Source organism: Spiroplasma endosymbiont of Lasioglossum villosulum (genome assembly GCF_964020195.1).
Lineage (GTDB): Bacteria > Bacillota_I > Bacilli_A > Mycoplasmatales > VBWQ01 > Spiroplasma_E > Spiroplasma_E ixodetis_A.
The window spans coordinates 443911-465190 of the sequence record NZ_OZ026539.1; the positions used below are offsets into that span (position 1 = coordinate 443911).

The 21280-nt window shown below is 23.7% G+C and carries 24 protein-coding genes, 1 pseudogene and 1 other annotated feature; of the genes and pseudogenes, 12 read left to right on the forward strand and 13 right to left on the reverse strand.

Annotation, left to right across the window (positions count from 1 at the left end; translation table 4 throughout):
* Entirely contained in the window at positions 1–2571 is a 2571-nt protein-coding gene (locus tag AACK81_RS02575) for a hypothetical protein (protein ID WP_338962314.1), read from the forward strand.
* Between the two features lie 88 nt (positions 2572–2659).
* Here AACK81_RS02575 and AACK81_RS02580 read toward each other — a convergent pair whose 3' ends face one another.
* The 3 genes from AACK81_RS02580 to AACK81_RS02590 all read right to left on the reverse strand — a co-directional run bounded on the left by AACK81_RS02580 (position 2660) and on the right by AACK81_RS02590 (position 4383).
* The gene (locus AACK81_RS02580; protein ID WP_338962316.1) at positions 2660–3121 is read right to left on the reverse strand and encodes a hypothetical protein; all 462 of its coding nucleotides are present in this window, start codon (positions 3119–3121) and stop codon (positions 2660–2662) included.
* 177 nt (positions 3122–3298) lie between these two features.
* On the reverse strand, positions 3299–4075 hold the full coding sequence (locus AACK81_RS02585) for a BspA family leucine-rich repeat surface protein (RefSeq protein ID WP_338962319.1): 777 nt from the start codon (positions 4073–4075) through the stop codon (positions 3299–3301).
* A gap of 119 nt (positions 4076–4194) precedes the next feature.
* Complete coding sequence (locus tag AACK81_RS02590; protein WP_338962322.1) at positions 4195–4383, reverse strand: hypothetical protein; 189 nt, start codon at positions 4381–4383, stop codon at positions 4195–4197.
* A gap of 222 nt (positions 4384–4605) precedes the next feature.
* Between AACK81_RS02590 and AACK81_RS02595 the strand changes: the two genes are divergently transcribed.
* A complete protein-coding gene (locus AACK81_RS02595; protein WP_338962325.1) occupies positions 4606–5007 on the forward strand; it encodes a DUF1295 domain-containing protein in 402 nt (133 codons plus the stop codon).
* Between the two features lie 22 nt (positions 5008–5029).
* Complete coding sequence (locus AACK81_RS02600) at positions 5030–5380, forward strand: DUF1295 domain-containing protein (RefSeq protein WP_338962328.1); 351 nt, start codon at positions 5030–5032, stop codon at positions 5378–5380.
* Positions 5381–5433: 53 nt separating this feature from the next.
* On the opposite strand, the gene AACK81_RS02605 is transcribed toward AACK81_RS02600, so the two are convergent.
* From AACK81_RS02605 to AACK81_RS02625, 5 genes are all read right to left on the reverse strand, one after another.
* A complete protein-coding gene (locus AACK81_RS02605; protein ID WP_338962331.1) occupies positions 5434–6549 on the reverse strand; it encodes a DnaJ C-terminal domain-containing protein in 1116 nt (371 codons plus the stop codon).
* Between the two features lie 20 nt (positions 6550–6569).
* Positions 6570–8417, reverse strand: a complete 1848-nt coding sequence (dnaK, locus tag AACK81_RS02610) for a molecular chaperone DnaK (protein WP_338962333.1) — start codon at positions 8415–8417, stop codon at positions 6570–6572.
* Between the two features lie 14 nt (positions 8418–8431).
* Complete coding sequence (locus AACK81_RS02615) at positions 8432–9076, reverse strand: nucleotide exchange factor GrpE (RefSeq protein ID WP_338962336.1); 645 nt, start codon at positions 9074–9076, stop codon at positions 8432–8434.
* 15 nt (positions 9077–9091) lie between these two features.
* Positions 9092–10105, reverse strand: a complete 1014-nt coding sequence (gene hrcA / locus AACK81_RS02620; protein ID WP_338962338.1) for a heat-inducible transcriptional repressor HrcA — start codon at positions 10103–10105, stop codon at positions 9092–9094.
* 83 nt (positions 10106–10188) lie between these two features.
* Entirely contained in the window at positions 10189–12330 is a 2142-nt protein-coding gene (locus AACK81_RS02625; protein ID WP_338962339.1) for an ATP-dependent Clp protease ATP-binding subunit, read from the reverse strand.
* A gap of 327 nt (positions 12331–12657) precedes the next feature.
* Here AACK81_RS02625 and AACK81_RS02630 point away from each other — a divergent pair, with 327 nt between their 5' ends.
* The gene (locus tag AACK81_RS02630) at positions 12658–12831 is read left to right on the forward strand and encodes a hypothetical protein (RefSeq protein ID WP_338962341.1); all 174 of its coding nucleotides are present in this window, start codon (positions 12658–12660) and stop codon (positions 12829–12831) included.
* Positions 12832–13014: 183 nt separating this feature from the next.
* Here the strand turns inward: AACK81_RS02630 and AACK81_RS02635 are convergent, their stop codons facing one another.
* Positions 13015–13167, reverse strand: a complete 153-nt coding sequence (locus AACK81_RS02635; RefSeq protein WP_338962343.1) for a hypothetical protein — start codon at positions 13165–13167, stop codon at positions 13015–13017.
* Positions 13168–13177: 10 nt separating this feature from the next.
* Between AACK81_RS02635 and AACK81_RS02640 the strand changes: the two genes are divergently transcribed.
* The 4 genes from AACK81_RS02640 (at position 13178) to AACK81_RS02655 (ending at position 15474) form a co-directional block, all read left to right on the forward strand.
* Entirely contained in the window at positions 13178–13426 is a 249-nt protein-coding gene (locus AACK81_RS02640; RefSeq protein ID WP_338962346.1) for a hypothetical protein, read from the forward strand.
* A 103-nt stretch (positions 13427–13529) separates the two neighbouring features.
* Complete coding sequence (locus AACK81_RS02645; RefSeq protein WP_338962348.1) at positions 13530–13979, forward strand: hypothetical protein; 450 nt, start codon at positions 13530–13532, stop codon at positions 13977–13979.
* Between the two features lie 359 nt (positions 13980–14338).
* Positions 14339–14878, forward strand: coding sequence for a hypothetical protein (locus AACK81_RS02650; protein WP_338962351.1), 540 nt, complete (start codon positions 14339–14341; stop codon positions 14876–14878).
* 140 nt (positions 14879–15018) lie between these two features.
* A complete protein-coding gene (locus tag AACK81_RS02655) occupies positions 15019–15474 on the forward strand; it encodes a DxFTY motif-containing membrane protein (RefSeq protein ID WP_338962354.1) in 456 nt (151 codons plus the stop codon).
* A gap of 97 nt (positions 15475–15571) precedes the next feature.
* Here the strand turns inward: AACK81_RS02655 and AACK81_RS02660 are convergent, their stop codons facing one another.
* The 3 genes from AACK81_RS02660 to AACK81_RS02670 form a co-directional block, all read right to left on the reverse strand.
* Entirely contained in the window at positions 15572–16291 is a 720-nt protein-coding gene (locus tag AACK81_RS02660) for a hypothetical protein (RefSeq protein WP_338962355.1), read from the reverse strand.
* A gap of 642 nt (positions 16292–16933) precedes the next feature.
* Complete coding sequence (locus AACK81_RS02665) at positions 16934–17332, reverse strand: hypothetical protein (RefSeq protein ID WP_338962357.1); 399 nt, start codon at positions 17330–17332, stop codon at positions 16934–16936.
* Positions 17287–17442 carry a hypothetical protein gene (locus tag AACK81_RS02670; protein WP_338962359.1) on the reverse strand — a complete coding sequence of 52 codons (156 nt, stop codon included), beginning with the start codon at positions 17440–17442 and terminating at the stop codon, positions 17287–17289. Before AACK81_RS02670 ends, AACK81_RS02665 begins: the two co-directional genes overlap by 46 nt.
* A 296-nt stretch (positions 17443–17738) precedes the next feature.
* Positions 17739–17811: a sequence feature (ribosomal protein L21 leader region), on the forward strand.
* A gap of 11 nt (positions 17812–17822) precedes the next feature.
* On the opposite strand from AACK81_RS02670, the pseudogene rplU reads away from it, so the two are divergent.
* The 4 genes and pseudogenes from rplU to coaBC all read left to right on the forward strand — a co-directional run.
* A pseudogene (gene rplU / locus AACK81_RS08865) lies at positions 17823–18113 on the forward strand (50S ribosomal protein L21); the annotation flags it as partial.
* A gap of 334 nt (positions 18114–18447) precedes the next feature.
* Entirely contained in the window at positions 18448–18759 is a 312-nt protein-coding gene (locus AACK81_RS02680; RefSeq protein ID WP_338962363.1) for a ribosomal-processing cysteine protease Prp, read from the forward strand.
* Between the two features lie 2 nt (positions 18760–18761).
* Positions 18762–19049 (forward strand): 50S ribosomal protein L27, encoded by a 288-nt coding sequence (gene rpmA, locus AACK81_RS02685; RefSeq protein ID WP_174481212.1) that lies wholly within the window; start codon positions 18762–18764, stop codon positions 19047–19049.
* A gap of 102 nt (positions 19050–19151) precedes the next feature.
* Complete coding sequence (coaBC, locus tag AACK81_RS02690; RefSeq protein ID WP_338962365.1) at positions 19152–20324, forward strand: bifunctional phosphopantothenoylcysteine decarboxylase/phosphopantothenate--cysteine ligase CoaBC; 1173 nt, start codon at positions 19152–19154, stop codon at positions 20322–20324.
* A gap of 472 nt (positions 20325–20796) precedes the next feature.
* Here coaBC and AACK81_RS02695 read toward each other — a convergent pair whose 3' ends face one another.
* On the reverse strand, positions 20797–20934 hold the full coding sequence (locus AACK81_RS02695; RefSeq protein WP_338962367.1) for a hypothetical protein: 138 nt from the start codon (positions 20932–20934) through the stop codon (positions 20797–20799).
* Between the last annotated feature and the right edge of the window lie 346 nt (positions 20935–21280).

Consider the following 21280-nt stretch of genomic DNA (forward strand, 5'->3'; position numbering starts at 1 on the left):
ATGTTTGATGTTATAAGTGATGATAAAAATACTAATTTTATGTTATATATAAATGAATTATATTATCTTAGGGAATTTAATGAAATTGAATTAAAAATTAAAAATGTAATTTCTAAAATAAAACTTGCTGAAAATATTTTTTCTTCTACAGTTAAAGAATATTCAAATACTTCTTTACTATATTGTTGTTATATTTCTTATTGTATTTTCAAAGAAAACAAAAGTAATACTTCTTTAAACAATTTTTATAAAATATATACTTATTTATTACTTTGTGAACTAAGAACAGATGTGATATATGATGATAGAAATGCTATTATTTTATTAAGTATTAAAGAAAATTTAGAATTTAAAAGAAGTAATGATTTTATATATTTTGAAATTAAAAATAAAAATATTGATATTAAAAATTTGAAAGAATATATTTTATCTGGTGATTTTTTAAAAATTAATAATTATTTAAATTATTGAATTAAAGAAGAAGAAAATAACTTATTTGTAAAAAAATGAAATAAAAATTTTAGAAAATGACCATTAAAAAATAACTTTATAATAATTAATTTATATTATATATATTTAAGTTGAAAAGATAATGAAATTAATTTAATAAAAAATAATTTATTAAATTTAGATTGAAATGACTATTTGCCATATAGTCCTCTTATGTATAAATTATTTTTAATAGCATTTGCAATAGATTTAAAAAATAATCCAAATTCAGATACTTTTTTTAAGCTGTTAAATAATAAAAACTTTTTGTTAAATGTTGAAAGTGATTATGCAATATTTAGATTAGGTGATGATTTTGTATTTTTAGGAGCATCTTTTTTAGATACAATAGAATTTGAAAAAATTATTTTAATTGATTATGAGTATATTAAATTAAATTTTCCAATTGAAAAGCAAGAAGAATATTTAAAATACAGAATACCATATTTTAAAAAAATATATGAACATATTTGAAAAGAAGTTATTTTTAATTATACTTTTAAAGAGTTTGATGATGCAATAAACAAAAAAAATAAAGAAGATGAAGAAAAATTAAAATTAGTTCCTAGTAAACATTATTGAGATGATGATGTTAATGAAAATGTTGGAGCAATAGTTAGAACTTGAACAGATTATAATCAGATTGGTACAAAAGAAAGTAATTTTATCTCATTTTCAATAAAACAAAAAAGTGAATATATTAAAAATTATTTATTAGATGAAATGTCAAATGAAAATGGTTCCTTAAAAAGTTTAATTTCAGTAATAGAAATAGATAATAATAAAACTGAATTAATTAATAACTTTAAAAAAATAAGAAATTCAAAAAAACAAGATAATATTTTAAAAATTAAGACAGATTATATTTTAAATTATTTTAAGTATTTAGATAAAAGAAAAGAATTAAATCAACATTTAATTTATTTTGAAAATATTAATTTTTCTAAAGAAAATTATGAAAAAGAATTGGAAAAGATAAAAAGTTTAATTTTAAAATGTTTTGATTCTAATATGAAAAAATTTTATTTTTTATTTATTGATGATCCTTTAAATAGTTTTCAAACTAAAATCTGTAATTTTTATATTCACTGTTTGAATAATAGAAAAATAGATATATTTGATAAGTTTTATTTAGAAATCAAAGATAAAATGATAATTAGTTATAACCAGTTATATAAAATAATTAAATATTATTCAAAAGGAACATGAAATAGGGAATATATATTTTTTCGTTTAGTTTCTTTATTCATTGATCCAAATGTTTTAAAAAAAGAATCATATTTTAATATTAAATTTATTGCAAATTATATTGAAAATTATCTTTTTCTTAAAAAAAATAAATGAGATATTACCAAAATTATTTTATTAGATGATTATACACATGTTATTTGAATCATATATATGTTATATAATCATAATAATTTTTATTCGGCATATAAAGATTTTGAAGAGATATTTTTTTCAAAAATAAAAATAGATAATATTGATAATTATTTCAATGATTTAGTTATAAAATCATTAAATATTGAAAGTCCATCAATTGGTACAGGAGTTACATATATGTATCAATTTAATACTAAAATTACTTGCACTTTTAATTTATTAATTCATTATATACTTAATTCACAAAATGAAAATAATCTTTTTGAGTTAATAAAAAGTAAAGTAGATAGTATTGTATTTGAAAAAAATATATTAGTAGATATTTTATATAATTTATTTGATTTGTATTATTGTATAAATTTTGAAGAAAAAAGTAAAAAAAGAATCATTAATCTTTTAAAATATATTCAAAATGAAATCAAAGTTAATAAAATAACAAATTCTTCATTAAAATCAACAATATCTTTTTCTAATGAAGAAATTAAAATAATGAAAAATAAAAATGCTGTTGATTATTATTTAAAAATTGGTGAAAGTAGAATGTATTATAAAAGATTATATTGAGTAATACAGTGTCATTTAAGTCAATACGATGATAATTTAATAGTAAAAAGTCAGTATATAAACCTAATTGCATCAGATAAATCGGCTATTGGTAATTTAATAACACGTTATAGAAAAGATTTAAAGAAATTTTAAAAACAGACCTATTTCACGGGTCTGTTTTTAATAAATTTAAGTATTATTATTTTTTATTGTGATGAAACATTAACGATTCATGTTGGTGTTAAACCAATCATATCAATAACAACTCCATTACCATTATATAGTCAGTAATTTGTCATATGTATCATTGTGCAATTAATATTGCTGCAACTGCACCAATTATTGGAGCTAATGCTGGTAAGGCAACACCTAGGACAGCAGAGACTGCTCCTATTCCCGAACCAATCGCATTATTTAATTTATGTAATGTATCATGATTTAATCCAATAACATGGTAAGCAAAATAATATTGATAATAGTTTTCGCCACCTGCATATGTTGCTACGTTATTTTTTGTTAGATATTTTCAAACGTTATTTTCAGCAGTAATATTAGATAAATCAACATTACTTACTTTTTTTATATCTTGGTTTAAAATAGTATTAACAGCTTCTGTTTTTTGATTAGTCTTTAAGTTACTACTTAAATTTCCTACAGTTGTACCAAGTGTTAAAACACTTAGGGCAGTAATTAAATTTTTCATTTTAAACATCTTCTTTATATATGTGATAAATTAAAAGGATATTTTGGATTAATAATAGTTTCTATAAATTTTAGGAATGATAATATTAATCCAAAACTAGGAAATATTTTCTATCCATCTTAATTTTAACACTTTAAGTATTAATATAAAAGGAAAGAAAAATTAGTAATATATTAATTAATATATTGTTATAATATTATTTTTAAATTTTGGTAATTTATTAGGATTAGTAATTCCTGAATAATTTGCAAAGTTACTATGTTCTCTTACTTTTTTTACATTTCATGTTGAAAGGTCTTGATCGAATAATTTAGCACCATAAAACATAAAATTCATATATACTGCATTAGAAGTATTTCAGTTTGAAAGGTTTTGATTGAATGAGGTTGCACCATAAAACATAAGACTAAAACGGTTTATATTAGATACATTTCATGTTGAAAGGTCTTGATTGAATGAGGTTGCATTTGCAAACATAACAAAAGTACTTTTTACATTAGAAACATTTCAATTAGTAATATTGCTATTAAATGAAGTGGCTCCATTAAATGTAAAATTCATATTTGTTATATTGGAAGTATCTCATGTTGAAAGGTCTTGATTGAATAAGGTTGTACCTGTAAACATATTTTTTAAAGATGTTATTTCTGGTGGCAATTTGTCAGGTACTTTTTCAATTGTTCTTGGCATTCTAACAACTTGAATTTCTCCTAATATATTTTTAAAAAATCCAATTTGAATAATTTCTTTACTATTTATCTTTGATAAGTCTCTTTCACTAGTTGTTATTTGTTTGCCATCTTTGTCAATATAAATTGTATCTTGTTGAGTTTTACTTTGAATATAGTTAGTTGTAATATTATTTTTTTGTATAGTTGAGTTTAAGAAACCCGTTAAATTTCCTGTGGTTGTTGCAAGTGTTAAAATACTTAATGTTTTTATTAATGTTTTCATAATGAAAACCCCCTTTTTGTTTTTCCAATAACTTCTTAAATTTAAGAAGTTAACTACATTTTAGTGTTTTTAAAAATAAATGCAATTAACTATTTTTGTATATTTGTATTAATAACAAATTATGAAATACTGCAATAATTATTATCTTTGTTTGTTAATGTTTGTTTATTTTGTGTATCATTAGAATTTATTTTATTAACATCTAATTTGTCAGGTACTTTTTCTTTTTTAATATTTTTATTTTTTTCTCTTTCTTTTAACAAATCTTGTGTGTAATATATATTAACTATTTCAGTTATTGATGGCATAATTTTAATTCTCCTTTATTTTAAAATTAAAAATTCAATTACTTTAAAACTAAAGTTAATTATAAACTTATATTATGTAAGTTTATAATTAAATTATATATTTTAAATATATAATTTAATTATATTTTTGTACAAAATTAAAATTTAAATCTAAGTTATTAAACTTATTTCATTAGTTGTTATAATTGAAATATATTTAATATAATTTAAGGGGTATTTATTATGGATTTTTATATTATACTTTGAATATTTTTAATATCATTAACTATTAATTTTATTTTCTTTATGATAGCTTTTATTTTTAAAACTGCTATTTTAACTGAAATTATTTATTGTTTAAGTTTTATTTGTTTAAGTGTGATTATCGTTGCTTGAAAGCAAAATTTTAGTCCTGTCCAAATTTCGTTGTTTGTTCTTTATAATATTTGAGTTCTAAGATTAAGTAGTTTTTTATTATTAAAAATTATTAAACATAAGGTTGAATATCGGTTTGATAAAATTATTATTAATTTTTGAAAATTTAGTATTTTTTCAATTTTACAAGGAATTTCAGTTTTTATGATTAGTATTCCTACGGTTTTTGCATTAAGTCTTGATATTGTTTATTTTAATAGTAACATTTAATAATTACTTACTTATTTTTATTATGCTTGCTATTTTATTTTTAGTTATTGAGACAATTGCAGATTGACAAAAGTTTAGATTTTCCTTAAAGAAAAAACATGATTTATTTTTTATTAATTATGGTTTATGAAAAGATTGTCGTCACCCTAATTATTTAGCAGAAATTGGGTTTTGATATATGATGACAGCATTGTTTATTTGTGATTTATTATTTAAAAATATTAATAGTGATATAAATTATTTATATCATTTATTATGATTATTAAGTCCGTTGTATTTTAATGTTGTAGTAATTAATATTACCGACATACCAATATGAGAAGTAAAACAATGACAAAGGTTCCACTCTAATGAAGATTATTCAAATATTTAAATGAAACTAGTTGTGTAATGTGTTATATTGGTAAAAAAGGTCCAATTAATTTATTAAATTCTTTTTATTGCACTATTAACAAAATCTTCATTTGGATCAAATTTAGTTTCGTTATTAATATTTCATAATTTTTCTTGCTCTGTTTTAGTAACTTTATTAGGCATTTGTATATCAAGAATAACATGTAAATCACCACGTTTACTACTATTAGGGTAATAGAATCCTTGATTTTTTAAAGTAATTTTGTCACCGTATTGTAGTCCTAATGGTAATTTATGTTTAATTATTCCTTCAAAGGTAGGAATCATAATAATATTTCCCAAAATAATATCTAAGTAAGATACTGGTAATTTAATATACATATCACTACCTTGACGATCTAAGAAAGCGTGTCGCTTAATATTAATACCAACAAATAAATCGCCTTGAGTGCCACCATTATGACCAATTTTACCTTTACCTTTAATTCTAATTTGTTGACCATCAAAAATACTGCGAGGAATATCAAATTCTAATTTTTGATTTTCAATATAATAGCGATGTCCTTTGCATTTTAAACATTTTTGACGAATAATTTTACCAAGTCCTTGACATTGGTTGCAAACACCTTGATGTCTAAACATACCTAATGGTGATTGTTGAACATATTCAAGAACTCCTTTACCTTTACATTTATCACATGTACTAATATCATTAGGAGTTCTAGCACCAGTTTCTTTACAATCCTTACAAGCAACATCAATGTTAATACTAATGGTCATTTTTTTGCCAAAGAATACATCACGATAACTAATTTCAACTTTTGTTAGGATATTATCACCTGGTGTTTTACCATTATAGCGTTGTTGTTGTTGTCTTCTATTACCACCAAATAAGTCACCAAATAAGTCACCAAATGCTGAACTAAAGTCACCGAAACCACCGAAACCAGAAGAACTGCCAACTCCAGGCATATCATGACCAAATTGATCATATTTTGCTCTTTCATTAGTATCAGATAAAACTTGATAAGCTTCGCTTATTTCTTTAAATCGAGCTTCATCACCACCACTTGGTGAATCAGGATGATATTTTTTTGCAAGCGTACGAAACGCTTTCTTAATTTCATCTGGAGTAGCATTACGTGAAACTCCTAGAATTTCATAATAATCACGTTTTTTACTTGCCATTTTGTCCACCTCTAATTATTTTATTTAGTTGTTGCGTCAACATCAATAACATCATCACTTTTATTATCATCTTTTTTAATATGATCTGTTGGTTCTTGTTTTTGTTGGTTCATAAATTGTTGTGCAGCAGCAAACGCTTGTTTTAATTGTTCTAGTTTTTCTTTTAAATCATCATATTTTTTTTCATCTAGTGATTTTTGTAAGTCATCACGTAGTTTTTTCATTTCAGCAATTTGTGGATTTTCTGCTTCACCTTCTTTTGCTGATTTAGTAACTTCAGCAGTCATTTTATCAATATCATAAATATAGGCTTGTGCTTGATTAGATAATTCAATTTCTTCTTTATGTTTTTCATCGTTTTCACGATTCTTTTCAGCATCTTGTACCATTTTTTCAATTTCGTCTTTACTTAAAGTACCACTATTGCTGATAGTAATTTTTTGTTCTTTATTAGTTTTTAGATCTTTAGCACTAACAGATACAATACCATTAACATCTATATCAAAAGTAACTTCAATTTGTGGAATACCTCTTGGTGCTGGTTCGATACCACTTAATTGGAAACGACCTAGTGAATGATTATCTTTAGCTAGTGGACGTTCTCCTTGTAAAACACTAATATCAACAGCGGGTTGATTGTCTTCGGCAGTTGAAAATACTTGTGACTTTTTAGTAGGAACAGTAGTATTACGAGAAATTAATGGTGTCATTACTCCTCCTAAAGTTTCAATACCTAATGATAAAGGAGTTACATCTAATAGTAAAACGTCAGTAACATCACCCGATAATACTCCTCCTTGAATAGCAGCACCTAAAGCTACTACTTCATCAGGGTTAACACCACGATGTGGTTCTTTACCAATTTCGTTTTTAATAACTTCTTGCACAGCTGGGATTCTTGTTGAACCACCAACTAAAATAACTTCATCAATTTCATTTTTGCTTAATTTAGCTTCTTTTAAGGCATCACGAACAGGAGCAATAGTTCTTTCAACTAGTGATTTTGTTAGTTCATTAAATTTGGCACGTGTTAATTTTTCATTTAAATGTAATGGACCTGAGGCATTCATTGAAATAAACGGTAATGAAATATCAGCTTGTACTACTCCTGATAAGTCTTTTTTCGCTTTTTCAGCAGCATCTTTTAAACGTTGCATTGCCATTTTATCTTTTGATAAGTCAACACCATTACTTTTTTTGAATTCACTAACTAAATGTTGAACAATTAAGTCATCAAAGTCATCACCACCAAGTTTGTTATCACCACTAGTTGATAATACTTCAAATGTTCCACCCGCTAATTCTAGAACTGAAACGTCAAATGTTCCACCACCTAAGTCAAATACTAAAATTTTGTGATCTTTATCTTGTTTATCTAAACCATAAGCAATGGCAGCAGCAGTTGGTTCGTTAATAATTCTTTCTACTTTTAATCCCGCAATAATTCCTGCATTTTTAGTAGCTTCACGTTGTTCATTGTTAAAGTAAGCAGGAACAGTAATAACTGCTTTTGATATTTTTTTACCTAGTTTTGATTCAGCAAAGGTTTTAATAGTACGTAAAATTTCTGCAGACACTTCTTCTGGTTTACGTGTTTTAGTAGCGGCTTTAACTGTTTCTTTAGTTCCCATAATTCTTTTAATTGAACTAACAGTATTATCTGGATCAGTAATAGCTTGACGTTTAGCAACTTCACCAACTATAATTTGACCATCTTTGTAAGCAACAACTGATGGTGTTGTTCTTCCACCTTCGGTATTTTCAATAACTTTTGGCTTATCACCTTCCATTACGGCAACACATGAATTAGTTGTTCCTAGATCGATTCCTAAAATGATTTCTTTATTTGTTGTTTTATTTGTAGACATAATATTTTCACTCCTTAATTTTTCTTTGTTTCTGTTTTTTCTTCTTTAGTTTGAAAAACTTTAACTTTAGTAGTGCTAATGACACGATTATACAATTCATAACCATTAGCTATAACTTCAACAATAGTATTATTTTTTACATTTTGATAAGCATTGTTTGTATTATCATTAATAATTTCTACTGCCTCATGTTGGTGAGAATTAAATTGATCTCCAACTTTAGCAGTAATTTCTTTTAAACCTTCTTTACCAAGTGCTTTAATTAATTCTTCATAGATAAATTTAAAACCAACTAGGAAATTTTGAACTGCTGCATTATCAGTTTTAAAGTTTAGTGCTCGTTGGAAATTTAATAAAGTATGAACTAAATCTTTAATAATTTTTTGGTTAGCATATTTAATGTGTTCTTTATTTTGAATTTCTAATTCTTTAATCGTATTTAATCTAGTAGCTAGCATTAATTGCTTTTGCTGTGAATTAATTTTATTAAGTTCTGTTGTTAATTCTTTAATTTTTGTTTCTAATTCGATTTCTTTATTTAATGATATTTTTTCTTCTTCGACACTTACTGGTGTTTCAGTAACAGGAGTTGAAATAGTTGTATCTTTAGTTTCTGTTGCTGATACGTTATCAATGTTATCTTTTTTAGCTTTTGTCATTTTATCATCTCATTTCTATTTAAAGTTTTTAATCAATGTTTGATTAATCCAATTTAGAATTTTGGTTAGTTTTTCATATTCTAAACGTTTTGGTCCAACAATTGCAATTTGTCCTTGTTCACCATCATGAACTTTAAAAGTAGTAGTAATCATTGCCATATCGTTATTTTCATTGCCCAGTTCTTCACCAATTTTAATTTCTAGTTGATTATTATTTAATTCATCAAAATACATTCATGGTGATTGTGATTCAATGAATTTAATAATTGTTTTAACCTTATTAATATCATTAAATTCAGGATTTTCTAACATATATTGAACACCATGTGTTGTTGATAGTGGTCGTGAGAAATTAATTAAAGTGTTAACAAATCCTTGAATAATATATTCTGATTTTTGTACTTGTTGTTCAAGAATTGGTTTTAATAAATTTACTTTCTCACTAATTTCACTAATTTTAGTACCAATTAATCTGGTATTAAAAATATCAATAGCAATTGATAAATCGGTTAATGATGTTTCTTGAATATTAAACATTTTGTTTTGAACATGACCATTACTAGTAATACAAATTGTTAAAGCATTATCATTACTAATCGGTATTAATTCAATTTTCTTTAAAGTATCTTCATTAAGATTAGGACCAGTAACAATACTAATCAAATTAGTCATTTCACTTAAAATACTACTAGTTTTATTTAATACTTCGGTAATTACTAAGTTACGGTTATTAAATACTTCTGCTATTTTTTTCTTCAAGATTTCTAGTTCTTGGTGTTCACCCATATTCATTAAATTATCAACATAATAGCGATAACCTTTTGTTGAAGGAATACGACCACTAGAACTATGTGCTTTTTCTAATAATCCTAATGTTTCTAATTCAACACATTCATTACGAATAGTAGCACTAGAAAAATTAATATTGTTATTATTTTCTAAAATAGTTTTGCTACCAATTGGTAATCCTGTTTTAATATATTTTTCAACAATGATTTTTAAAATTTGTGATTGTCTGTTACTTAACATTGTTCACCACCTTTTTTAGCATTCATTAACATTGAATGCCAATACTTATATAATTATAACTGAGAGTGTAATAATATCAAGACTTAATTGAATTTTATTTTTTTACTGAGAATAAACATATTATCTTTATTGATAGTAATTACCATTCGTTTGTGGGGTATTAGTTCTTCTTTAATAATAGCTTGTGCGATAATAGTTTCAATATAGTGTTGAATATAGCGTTTAATCGGTCGTGCGCCATATTCTTCATCATAAGCATCTTTTAGTATTTTATTAACTACTTCTGATTCATAAGATAATTGTAAATTTTTTTCTTGTCTTAATCGTAATAATAAAGTATCTAATTCTTTAATAATAATTTCTGTTATTACTTTTTTACTTAATGGATTGAAGATAATAATTTCATCAATTCGATTAATAAATTCTGGTCGAAATGATTTTTTTAAGATATTTAATGCTTGTTCTTTGCTGTTATCTTTACCACTTAATAGTTCTTGTGAACCAAGATTTGAAGTCATAATAATTATTGTGTTTTTAAAGTCAATTAAGAGACCGTGACTGTCTGTAATTCTACCTTCATCAAGAATTTGTAATAAAATATTTAATACTTCAGGATGGGCTTTTTCGATTTCATCAAAAAGAATGATACTGTAAGGATTTCTTCTTACTTTTTCGGTTAATTGTCCACCATTTTCATAACCAACATAGCCAGGAGGTGAACCTAGTAATTTGCTAACTGCGTGTTTTTCCATAAATTCTGACATATCAATACGAACCATATTTTTTTCGCTATCAAATAAAATATCAGCTAAGGTTCTGGCAACTTCAGTTTTTCCAACACCGGTTGGACCCAAGAAAATAAATGAACCAATTGGACGATTGGGACCTTTAATACCAGCACGAGCTCTAATTAAAGCATCACTTACCAACTGTAGGGCATTACTTTGACCTTTAATTCTTGTATTTAAAGTTAAGGGTAATTTTATTAATTTTTCTTTTTCGGTTGCTAATAAACGAGTAACAGGAATGCCGGTTCATTTTGCAACAACTTTTGCAATATCTTCACTAGTAACATCTTCGCGTAGTAAAGGATTATCTTTTTTTATATTTTCACTATCTTTAAGTTCTTTTTCTAAGTTGGGAATAATACTATATTGTAGTTCACCAGCTTTTGTAAAATTACCTGATAATTGATACAATTCTAGTTCTGATTTAGCATTTTCTAATTTATTTTTTAAACTAGTAATATGGTCTAATGCTGACTTTTCTTTGATTCATTTATCTTCTAATTGTTGTAAAGTATTTTTTTTAGTTTTTAATTGTTTATCGACTTCAATTAGTCTTGTTTGCGAGTTTTCATCTTTTTCTTTGCTTAAGGCTGCTTGTTCAATTTTTAATTGTAAGACTTTTCTTCTTATATCATCTAAATCACTAGGAACCGAAGCAATTTCAGTTTTAATACTAGCACAAGCTTCATCAATTAAGTCAATTGCTTTATCAGGTAAGTAACGATCATTAATATATTTATTAGATAGATAAACAGCTTCTCGTAATGCACTATCATGAATTTTTACACCATGATAAGCTTCAAAACGTTCTTTTAAACCACGTAAGATAGCAGTTGTATCTTCTGTTGTTGGTTCTTTAATAATCATCTTACGAAATCTTCGTTCAAGGGCTGCATCTTTTTCAATGTATTGACGATATTCGTCAAGCGTTGTGGCACCAATACAACGTAGCTCACCACGCGCTAACATTGGTTTTAGTAAATTAGAAGCATCCATTGAACCTTGTGTTCTACCAGCACCAACAATTAAATGTAGTTCATCAATAAATAAAATAATTTTTCCATTAGAATTTTTAATTTGGTTAATAATCGCTTTTAATCGTTCTTCAAACTCACCTTGGAATTTAGCGCCAGCAATTAGTGCTCCCATATCTAGTTCATAAATAATTTTATCTTTTAAGTTACTAGGAACATCACCACGAACAATACGTTGGGCTAAACCTTCAATAATAGCAGTTTTACCAATACCAGGTAAACCGATTAAGACGGGGTTGTTTTTAGTTTTTCGTGAGAGTATTTCTTCTACTTTACGAATATCTTCATCACGTCCAATAATAGGATCCATTTTTCCTGTTTTAGCTTGTACAATTAGATTACGAGCGAATTTATCAAGAATTTTAGGATCATTACTATAGTTAGGGATTTCATTTAATTGCATAATGTCACTCCTCTTTTTAGCAGTATAATTACTTGATTGCTAATCATATTAATATACTAACAAATAAAATTAGCAGTTTCAAGTAGTAACTGCTAATTTTATATTTAATTGACTTAGGGATAAGTATTTTCAATTAAAGAAACTTAATATAATATTAATATTTGTGATAGATCTTGTAGGTATTTTAGATCTTAAATATATATTTCTCATGTAAATAATATATATCATATTTTTAAAAGAATTGATATACTAATTACATAATTGCTAGATAAAAATAAATAATAGTAATTTAATAACTTTTAAATATTAAATTTATAAGGAAATATTATGAAACAATTTAAACAAAAATTAATTTTATTACTTAGTGCTAGCAGTTTATTAGTAACCTCAGTATTAAGTATTAGTTTTAATAATAAAAATCATCAAACTAGTAATAGTAAAGTTAGCGGCTTTCATATTACTGTTAAGTCATCAAATCGTAACTTAGTTAATAGTATTTAAATCTTGAAATAATGATTCACAATATTTATATAATAATGTTAAAAATACACCATTAAATGTTAATTTTGATAGTTATGATCAAATTATTAATAATGATTGAACACATAGTAATATTGAAACCAATGATATTATTAATGATCAAGGTTATAGTCAATTAAAAAATATTATTAATGATAATAGTAGTTATTTTAAAAATGCAGAAGGTTTTCTTACTGCAGGTGTTTTTGGTCATACTTTTAATGAAAAAAGTAATAATTTAATTTTACAATATCATCAAACAATTAAAGAAAGTATTGATGCAGGACTTTTTGCAACAATATATGAAGCAAGTGACATTAATACTTTAATGGAAGTTCCATATAATTTACAACCAACTACTAATTTTCAAAAATCTAATTTTGAAACGCGTGCTAAAATATTTCCAATTGGACCATTTGCAAATACTAAGGATAGTTTTAGTAATGAAATGTTTGTTTTTTATGTGCATCCTCCTTTTAAAAAATCAGGATTAGAAATTTCTATTAATAATGAAAACAGAGAAATAAAAAAAATGTTAAAACTAATAGTAATAAAACTTTTGACTATGCTATTTTAAACCAAGATTATAGTAAAAATAAGCCCACTATTATAATGTTAAATGAAATGATAGTGATGGTAGTACTGTTTTAAGACAAGAAACACTTACTATTAATAGTTCTATGCCAGACATTCAAGTTATTAATGAAAAAGAAGATAAATCTTCATTAATTCATCAATATTTTATTAATGATGAAAAAAATAGTAATTTACAAATGATTGCTTTTAGTCAAATTAAATCAGAAGTTGTTATTACTGCTAATGTTAGTGAAGATAAATGAACATATCAGCGTGTTGATGATAATCTTGTTCCGCAAGAAGAAAAGGTAACACCTATTTCAAATCAACCATTAAAAACATATCAATCTGAAGATCATACTATTTATTTATTACAAAGAATAGTAAATGATAAAGTTGATAATTCTTCAAGACAATATTTAAATATTTATAATATTAATCCTTTATCAACTAAGTTTTCTGGTTTTACTAATTTTGCTAATAGTCAATCTGGTATTGAATTTAATCAGTATTTACAAGAAGCTACTAATATAAAAATAACCCTTTTGCTTTAGCAGAAATAAAACCAAAGACAACAACTTTAATTAATAATTGAAATATTATAATTATTGGTAGTACTTTTTTATTAGTTATTATTGCTATTCCAGTAGTTATAGCAATATTAAGAAGAATAAAAATTAAAAAGTAAGTGGTTAATTGAAGTAAGCCTAGTCATTATAGATATAGTTTATTAAATTTTAATCATATAGATAGTATAAAAATTTATGTAATATTGATAAAAATAATTAAATTTTCGATACTAAATATAGAAAATATGATATTATTTTTTTAAAACTTAATATAAGTTTTAAATTCATTACTTATTCAAAAGTAAATGAGTTTTTTTATTTTTTTAAAAAAGGAGAAGTTAATAATGACTTGATTAGAAGTAGAAAAGGCAATTGCAGATTTAGATGAAAGACAAAAAGATGAAACTAATTTTATATTAGTTGATAGTAATTATCATCCAGAAATGACTAAGAAAAAATACAAATACTGAAAAAAATTTAAAACAAAACATTCAACAGCAGCAAAAACATTAAAAATTATTTCTGCATCTACTAAAGAACTTGTTAAGGGGGGTTATGAAGGTATTCCTGAAGGTGCTGTTAGAGGTACTATTATTGGTGCTGGTGCTATTTTGGTTACATCTTTTTTTGTATCTCCACCTGCTGGTATTATTGTTGCAGGAACTGCTGTTGCTGGTGGTGTTACTTATGCAGTTGTTAAAGGTAGTCATGTAGCTATTATAAAAGGAAAAGCAGCAGCAAAAAAATTTGATGAAAAGAAAAAAGTACAAAAACAAGATTTAGAAGAAGCACAAAAACACGCAATAAATTTTAATACGATTTACAAAATAAAACAAAAATTAAATCAAAAAAATCAATTAATTTATAGGATAGGTAATTTTTAATTTCATTAAATTGTGGAAAACTATTTTTATTTTAAATTTTTGTATTAAAATAAGTGTTATTTAATAAATATAAATGTTATTTAATTATTGATAAAAGCATGTTAAAATTGTAAAGAATTATATTATAGAAGAGGATAAGTATGGAAAATAAAAACCAAGAAGTTAATTTTGAAAATAATAGTGAAAATACATTTCCAAGAACTAAGTTTTTTCTAAGTGTTGGTTATTTAATAATACAAGTATTAATTCCAGGAATTTTTCTTTTTTTTACTACTAGTACTGATTTTACTTTTACTTTTAAATTGCCTTTTTGAATAATGGTACTTTCTAGTTTAAGTTTAATTATATTTACTTTTATTATAACCTTTATTACATATAAGTTAAAATTACATCAATTAGATCAATTTACATATAGTATTCCATTTGCTTTTGTTTTATCATTATTTTATTTGTCAGGATACTTTTTAACTCCTCAACAAATTTTAATACGTTTTATTATTTCAATCGCTGGTGCTGTTATTGGTATTTTTTTAACGAGTATTATTTTATTATTAGTATTAAGAAAAAAAACAAAAAAATCATATATTAAGATATAATAAGTGATATAAATCTAAAAAAATAAAACGAAAAGAAGGTGCGTAATATATGTTACGCACCTTCTTAAGTATGTGTTTTTTATTTACTATATAAAAATTATTCAATATCTAATTCTCATACATTTGTAATCGTTCCAGCAAATAGTTTTTTGTCAACTATTAATGATGAATATACTGAAGCATTTAATTCATATTTGTTTTTTACTTGACTAAAACTTGAATCAAGTTCATAAACATTATTATTATCAGTTGTAGCATATATTTTGTTATTTAAATCTTCTATTGATAAAGAAAAAATTTTACCATCTTTCAAATTAATTTTTTCTGTTATTTCATTTTTGATTAAATCATACTGATAAATTTTGTCTTCTGTTGCTAATATTAATTCGGTATCAGATAGTGCTTTAATATCAAAAATAATATTATTTTTATTTTTAAAATCATATTTTAATTTATGGGTTTTAGTTTCTAAATCAATTTCTCAAATATTTCCGTTTTCTGTTGCAGCAAATATTATACTATCTGAGATTTGAAGAAATTTATTTATTTTTCCATCATTTAATTCATATTTATTAGAAATTTGACCTTCACCTATGATAATTGTTAGATTAGTAGTTAAATTTTTAAATGAATCATAATTATAATTAATTTTTGCATTAATAGAACCACTAACTGTGAAGTCTTCATCTTTTAAATCAATTTCTTTATTATTAGTAATTTTGTTTAATGAAAATAAATTATTTTTAAAAGAATTTTTAATTTCAGAAATTAATGAATTTTTAATAAATTCAGCATTAATTGAATCATTTAATTCCATTACTGAACTTTGAAAATTAACTTTTTTTGTATATTTTGTTTCATTAATAGCATCAACAATTTGTTTATCTGAATATTTTACACTGATTTTTAAATCAACAAATTGATTTTTAATTTTTCCATAATTATAATTAATTTTTGCATTAATAAGTCCTATTTTTTTAAAGTCATTATTATTAATTTCTTCATTTTTTTCATTTATAATTTTATTTAATGAAAATAAATTATTATTAAAATTTTTTTGATTAATTTCATCTAATGAATTTTTAATAAAGTCTGAACTAATGTTTGTTTTTAATTCATCTATAGTACTATTAATTATAATATTATCAAGTGAATAATTAGTTTGATTAATTGCATTTACTATTTTTTGATCATTATTTTTTTTGTTTTTCTTTTATTGCACATGATGCAATACTTAAAGACATTGGTAATACAACAGTTAATACACCAACTGTTGCTAGCATTTTTTTGTAACTTAATTTTCTTTTCATATTTCACCACTCCAAAGTGTTATTATATTGTTTTTTTGTTTGAATTTCAATACTTAAAAAGGAATGAGTTAAATTGAATATCAATTTTATTTTCATTCCTAAATAATTTTTTAATATTTTAATTTACTATTGATCAGTTTACATTAGTTTTAATTTATATTGATTTGTTGAAGATTTTTTTGTGAATTTAGTGAATTTGCTTCTTTTTTTATTGAAGAAAAATCTTGAATCTTATTTACTTTTTTATTAATTTTATATCCTTGTTTCAATATTTGATATTCTGGTCTAGATTTTACATAACTACTGCCTTTATCAACAATATATTTACCACCTTTAGCAATTACAATACCACCAGCAGTTGCTTCTAATGTATTCATTAATGATGCTTCTGGATTTAATACTGCATTTAATACACCACCACCATCACCACAAATTAATGATGTTCCAACTTTAGTTTTATTTTTATCTTTATTTTTTACAGCTTTTTTAATTTGATAACCTGCTATTCCTCCGGCTGCAGCACCAATCGCAATGTTGGTAACAGGCACTGGATTGTTCATGAAAGACCGTCAATTGCTCCTAATCCAGCTCCTAATCTAGCACCAAACAACGGTAAATAATCAATTGTTTCATTAATGATATTTTTATCTTTAGTCATCTCTTTTTATCTTCCTTTCTAAAAATAAAAAAACTCATTTACTTTTTAACAAGTAATGAATTAAAAACTTATATTAAGTTTAGAAAAATAATATCATAATTCTAATAATAATTATAAAAAAATATTAATTACATAATTTAGTGTAGATATAATTATAGTTACATTAAATATTAAATATTAAAGATATATTTTTTTATTTTTCTTTTTTAGTAATTTTTATATTTAAATTATGTGTATAATTACTAAATTTTGTATTGCTTTTAATAAAAAATACTTTATAATATTTAAGACTGTTTATGCAGTTTCAACCGCTCTACTTTAGGTTAACAAGTGATTTATTCCACCTATAAGGCGAGTCTAAACTGGAGGTAATAAGAAAAATGTTTGTAGTTATTCAAACAGGAGGAAAACAAATTAACGTTTCCTATGGTCAAGAGATTTTTGTTGAAAAACTTGTTGGCAAAGCTAAAGATAAGATTATTTTTGACAAAATATTGATGATTGATCAACAATTCGGTAAACCTTTCCTAAAAGGTGCTGAAGTTCATGGTGAGATTATTAAACAAGATAAATCAAAAAAGATTCGAGTGTTTAAATATAAACCTAAGAAAAATTCAAAAACAATGTATGGACACCGTCAGCCATATACAAAGGTATTAATTACTGATATCTTACTTGGTGGTAAAAGTCTTGTTGATAAGAAGACTGAACAATCAAAACCAGTAATTAAAGATGAAGTAAAAAAAGAAGTAATTTCTGAAGTAGTAACTCCTATTATTAAAGAGCCAAAATCAGTAGTTAGTAAAGTAAAAAAAGAACTTACAAAAGAAAAACTTGTTAAAACTAAATCAGTTGTTAAGGATAATATTACAGAACCAGATAACACTAAAACTGTTGTTAGTGAAGGTAATTTAAAAACTATTTTTGATCATAAAAATATGACTGTTAAAGTTGTTAAAGAAGATGATGAAAATAATAAAAAATAATTTAAGGTAATATTAAATTATGGTTAAAGTTACTTATAATTACCAAAATAGTAACATTGTAGAAGTTATAATTATTGGTCATGCTAATTTTTCAAAAATTGGAAATGATATTGTTTGTGCAGGGATTTCAGCCATTGTTATTGGTACATTAAATGCACTTCATGAACTTGATAATAATCAAGTTCAAGTAATTAATAATACTGCTGGATTAGTTAAACTTAAAGTTGCTAGTTTCACTAATAATAGTCAAATCATTTTAAAAACAATGCTTTGACAATTAAAAACTATTAAAGAACAATATCCAAAATATATTAACATAAAGGAGGTGTAATTATGTTTTATAAATTAAATTTACAATTATTTGCTTCAAAAAAAGGAGTGGGTTCAACTCGTAATGGTCGTGATTCACATTCTAAACGTTTAGGTGCTAAAATTGGTGATGGACAAAGTTTAAAAGAGGGAACAATTATTTATCGTCAACGTGGAACTAAAATTCACCCTGGTGAAAATGTAGGACGTGGTGGTGATGATACCTTATTTGCTTTAAAATCAGGAATTGTTAAGTATACTATTTTTAAAAAAAATAAAACACGAGTTTCAGTTATACTTGATAAAAAGTAAAAATAAATTTTTAATAATAAAAACCTATTTTCAATGCTATCATATTTTGAAGATAGGTTTTGTTTGTTTATTTTATGTTTAATGATATGATAGGAGAAAATAATGAAACATATTACTTTAATAATTACTGGTAGTATTGCAGCAAACAAAGCCTTAATTTTATTAAAACAATTAAAAAAAGAATTTTTAGTTGATATTATTTGTACTAAAAGTTCTTTACATTTTCTAGAAGATAAAACATTTTCTTATTATTCTGAAATGTTTGAACAAGAATCATATGTTAAAGGAGATTTAATTACTCATACTAATTTAGCGATTAAAACAAATTTAATTGTTGTTTATCCTGCTACTATGAGTTTTATTAGTAAAGCAAATTTAGCAATTGCTGATAGTTTAGCATTATCAGTATTTTTAGCTTCTAAAGCAGAAAAGATATTATTTCCAGCAATGAATCATAATATGTATCACAATCAAAGTTTTCAAAAAAATTTATTAGAATTATCTAATTTTGAAAATATTACTATTATTCCTCCAGATTCAGGAATATTAGCCTGTAAGATGATTGGTGATGGACGGGTTAAAAGTCCAGATAATGCATTAGCAAAAATTAAAGATTTTTTTAAAAAAAATATTGATTTATCTGATAAAAAAATTTTAATTAATATTGGTCGCACTAGAACTTATATTGATCCAATTCGTTATATTACTAATAATTCTTCAGGAAAAATGGGTAAAGCATTAGTAGATGCTTTTCTTAAAACTAACGCTAAAGTAGTATTAGTTGCAGGTGATTGTGATTTTGAAATTAAATCGCAAAAAAACCTAACTATTATTAAAGCGAATACTAATGAAAAAATGTTCTTAGCAATGAAAGAAAACTTTGATAATGCTGATATTGTAATATGTGCTGCTGCTTTAAATGATTATAAAGTAAGTAAATATATTCCTAATAAAATAATTAAAAATAAAAATGAAAATTTATCTTTATCACTGATTGCTAATATTGATGTATTGGCATTTTTAGGTAAGCAGAAAGCACAACAAGTTTTAATTGGTTTTGCTGCTCAAGAAGTTAATGATAAAAATCTTGGTATCGAAAAAATGAAAATTAAAAATTGCGATGGTATTTGTATTAATAATATTAGTGTTATGGGTAAAAATGAAACAGAAATTAATTTTTATTTTAAAAATAATAATTATAATTTGATTGGTTCAAAAGTGGAAGTTGCTAAACAGATAGTTGATATTATAAGTAAAAATATTTTAAATTATTAATATAATAAAAATAGAATTTATTGCTTTAATATTTTTCCCTAACAATAGATTATTTTAAAAAAATTTTATTTATATAGTGAACTCTATTATAAAAAATAAGCAATATATATTTAAAATTAAAATATCATATTGCTTATTTTTTATAATAGAATTTGAGTATGTAATTAATTTGTATCAATAAATATATAAGAAAACGTTATATATTTAAGTATATTTTTAATTTAAAGGTATACATTCAAGTACAAAGTTTCTAATTTTTTTATTAATATCATTAGTGTTTTTTAATTCTTTTTCTAGTTTTTCTACAGTGTTTTTACAATCTTGTATTATTTTTTTTAGTTCTTCAATGTTTTCTTTTGAATATTTTAATTGTTTTTTTAATTTTTCTTTATGATATTGAGATTGTTTTAGTTCTTTTTCTAATTTTTGGTTATTATTTATATAATCTTTTAATTCTTTTTCTAATTGTGTTTTATTTTCTGTATTTTCTTGTATTATTTTTTTGTAAATATCTAATATTTTTTTCTGCTTCTTTTAATTGTTGTTCTAATTTTTCTTTAATACCTTTAGTTTCTTTTAATTCTTCTTCTAGTTTTTCTTTATTATCCATGTAATCTTGGATTATTTCTTGTAAATGTTCAATACTTTCTGTTGCTTCTTTTAAGTTTGTTTCTAATTTTGTATTTTTATCTTGAGTTGCTTTTAGTTCTTCTTCTAAATTTTGATTATTATCCTTATAATCTTTAAGTTCTGTTTCTAGTTTTTCTTTACTGTCTTGAAATTGTTTTAATTGTGTTTCTAATTCTTTTTTATTGTTTTTTGAATCATTTAATTCTATTTCTAATTTTGTATTTTTATCTTGAATTTTTTTTAATTCTTCTTTTAGTTCTTTAACTTTATATTCAAAATTTTTGTTTTCTTTTACTGATTTTGTATAAAGATTGCTTATTTCGTCT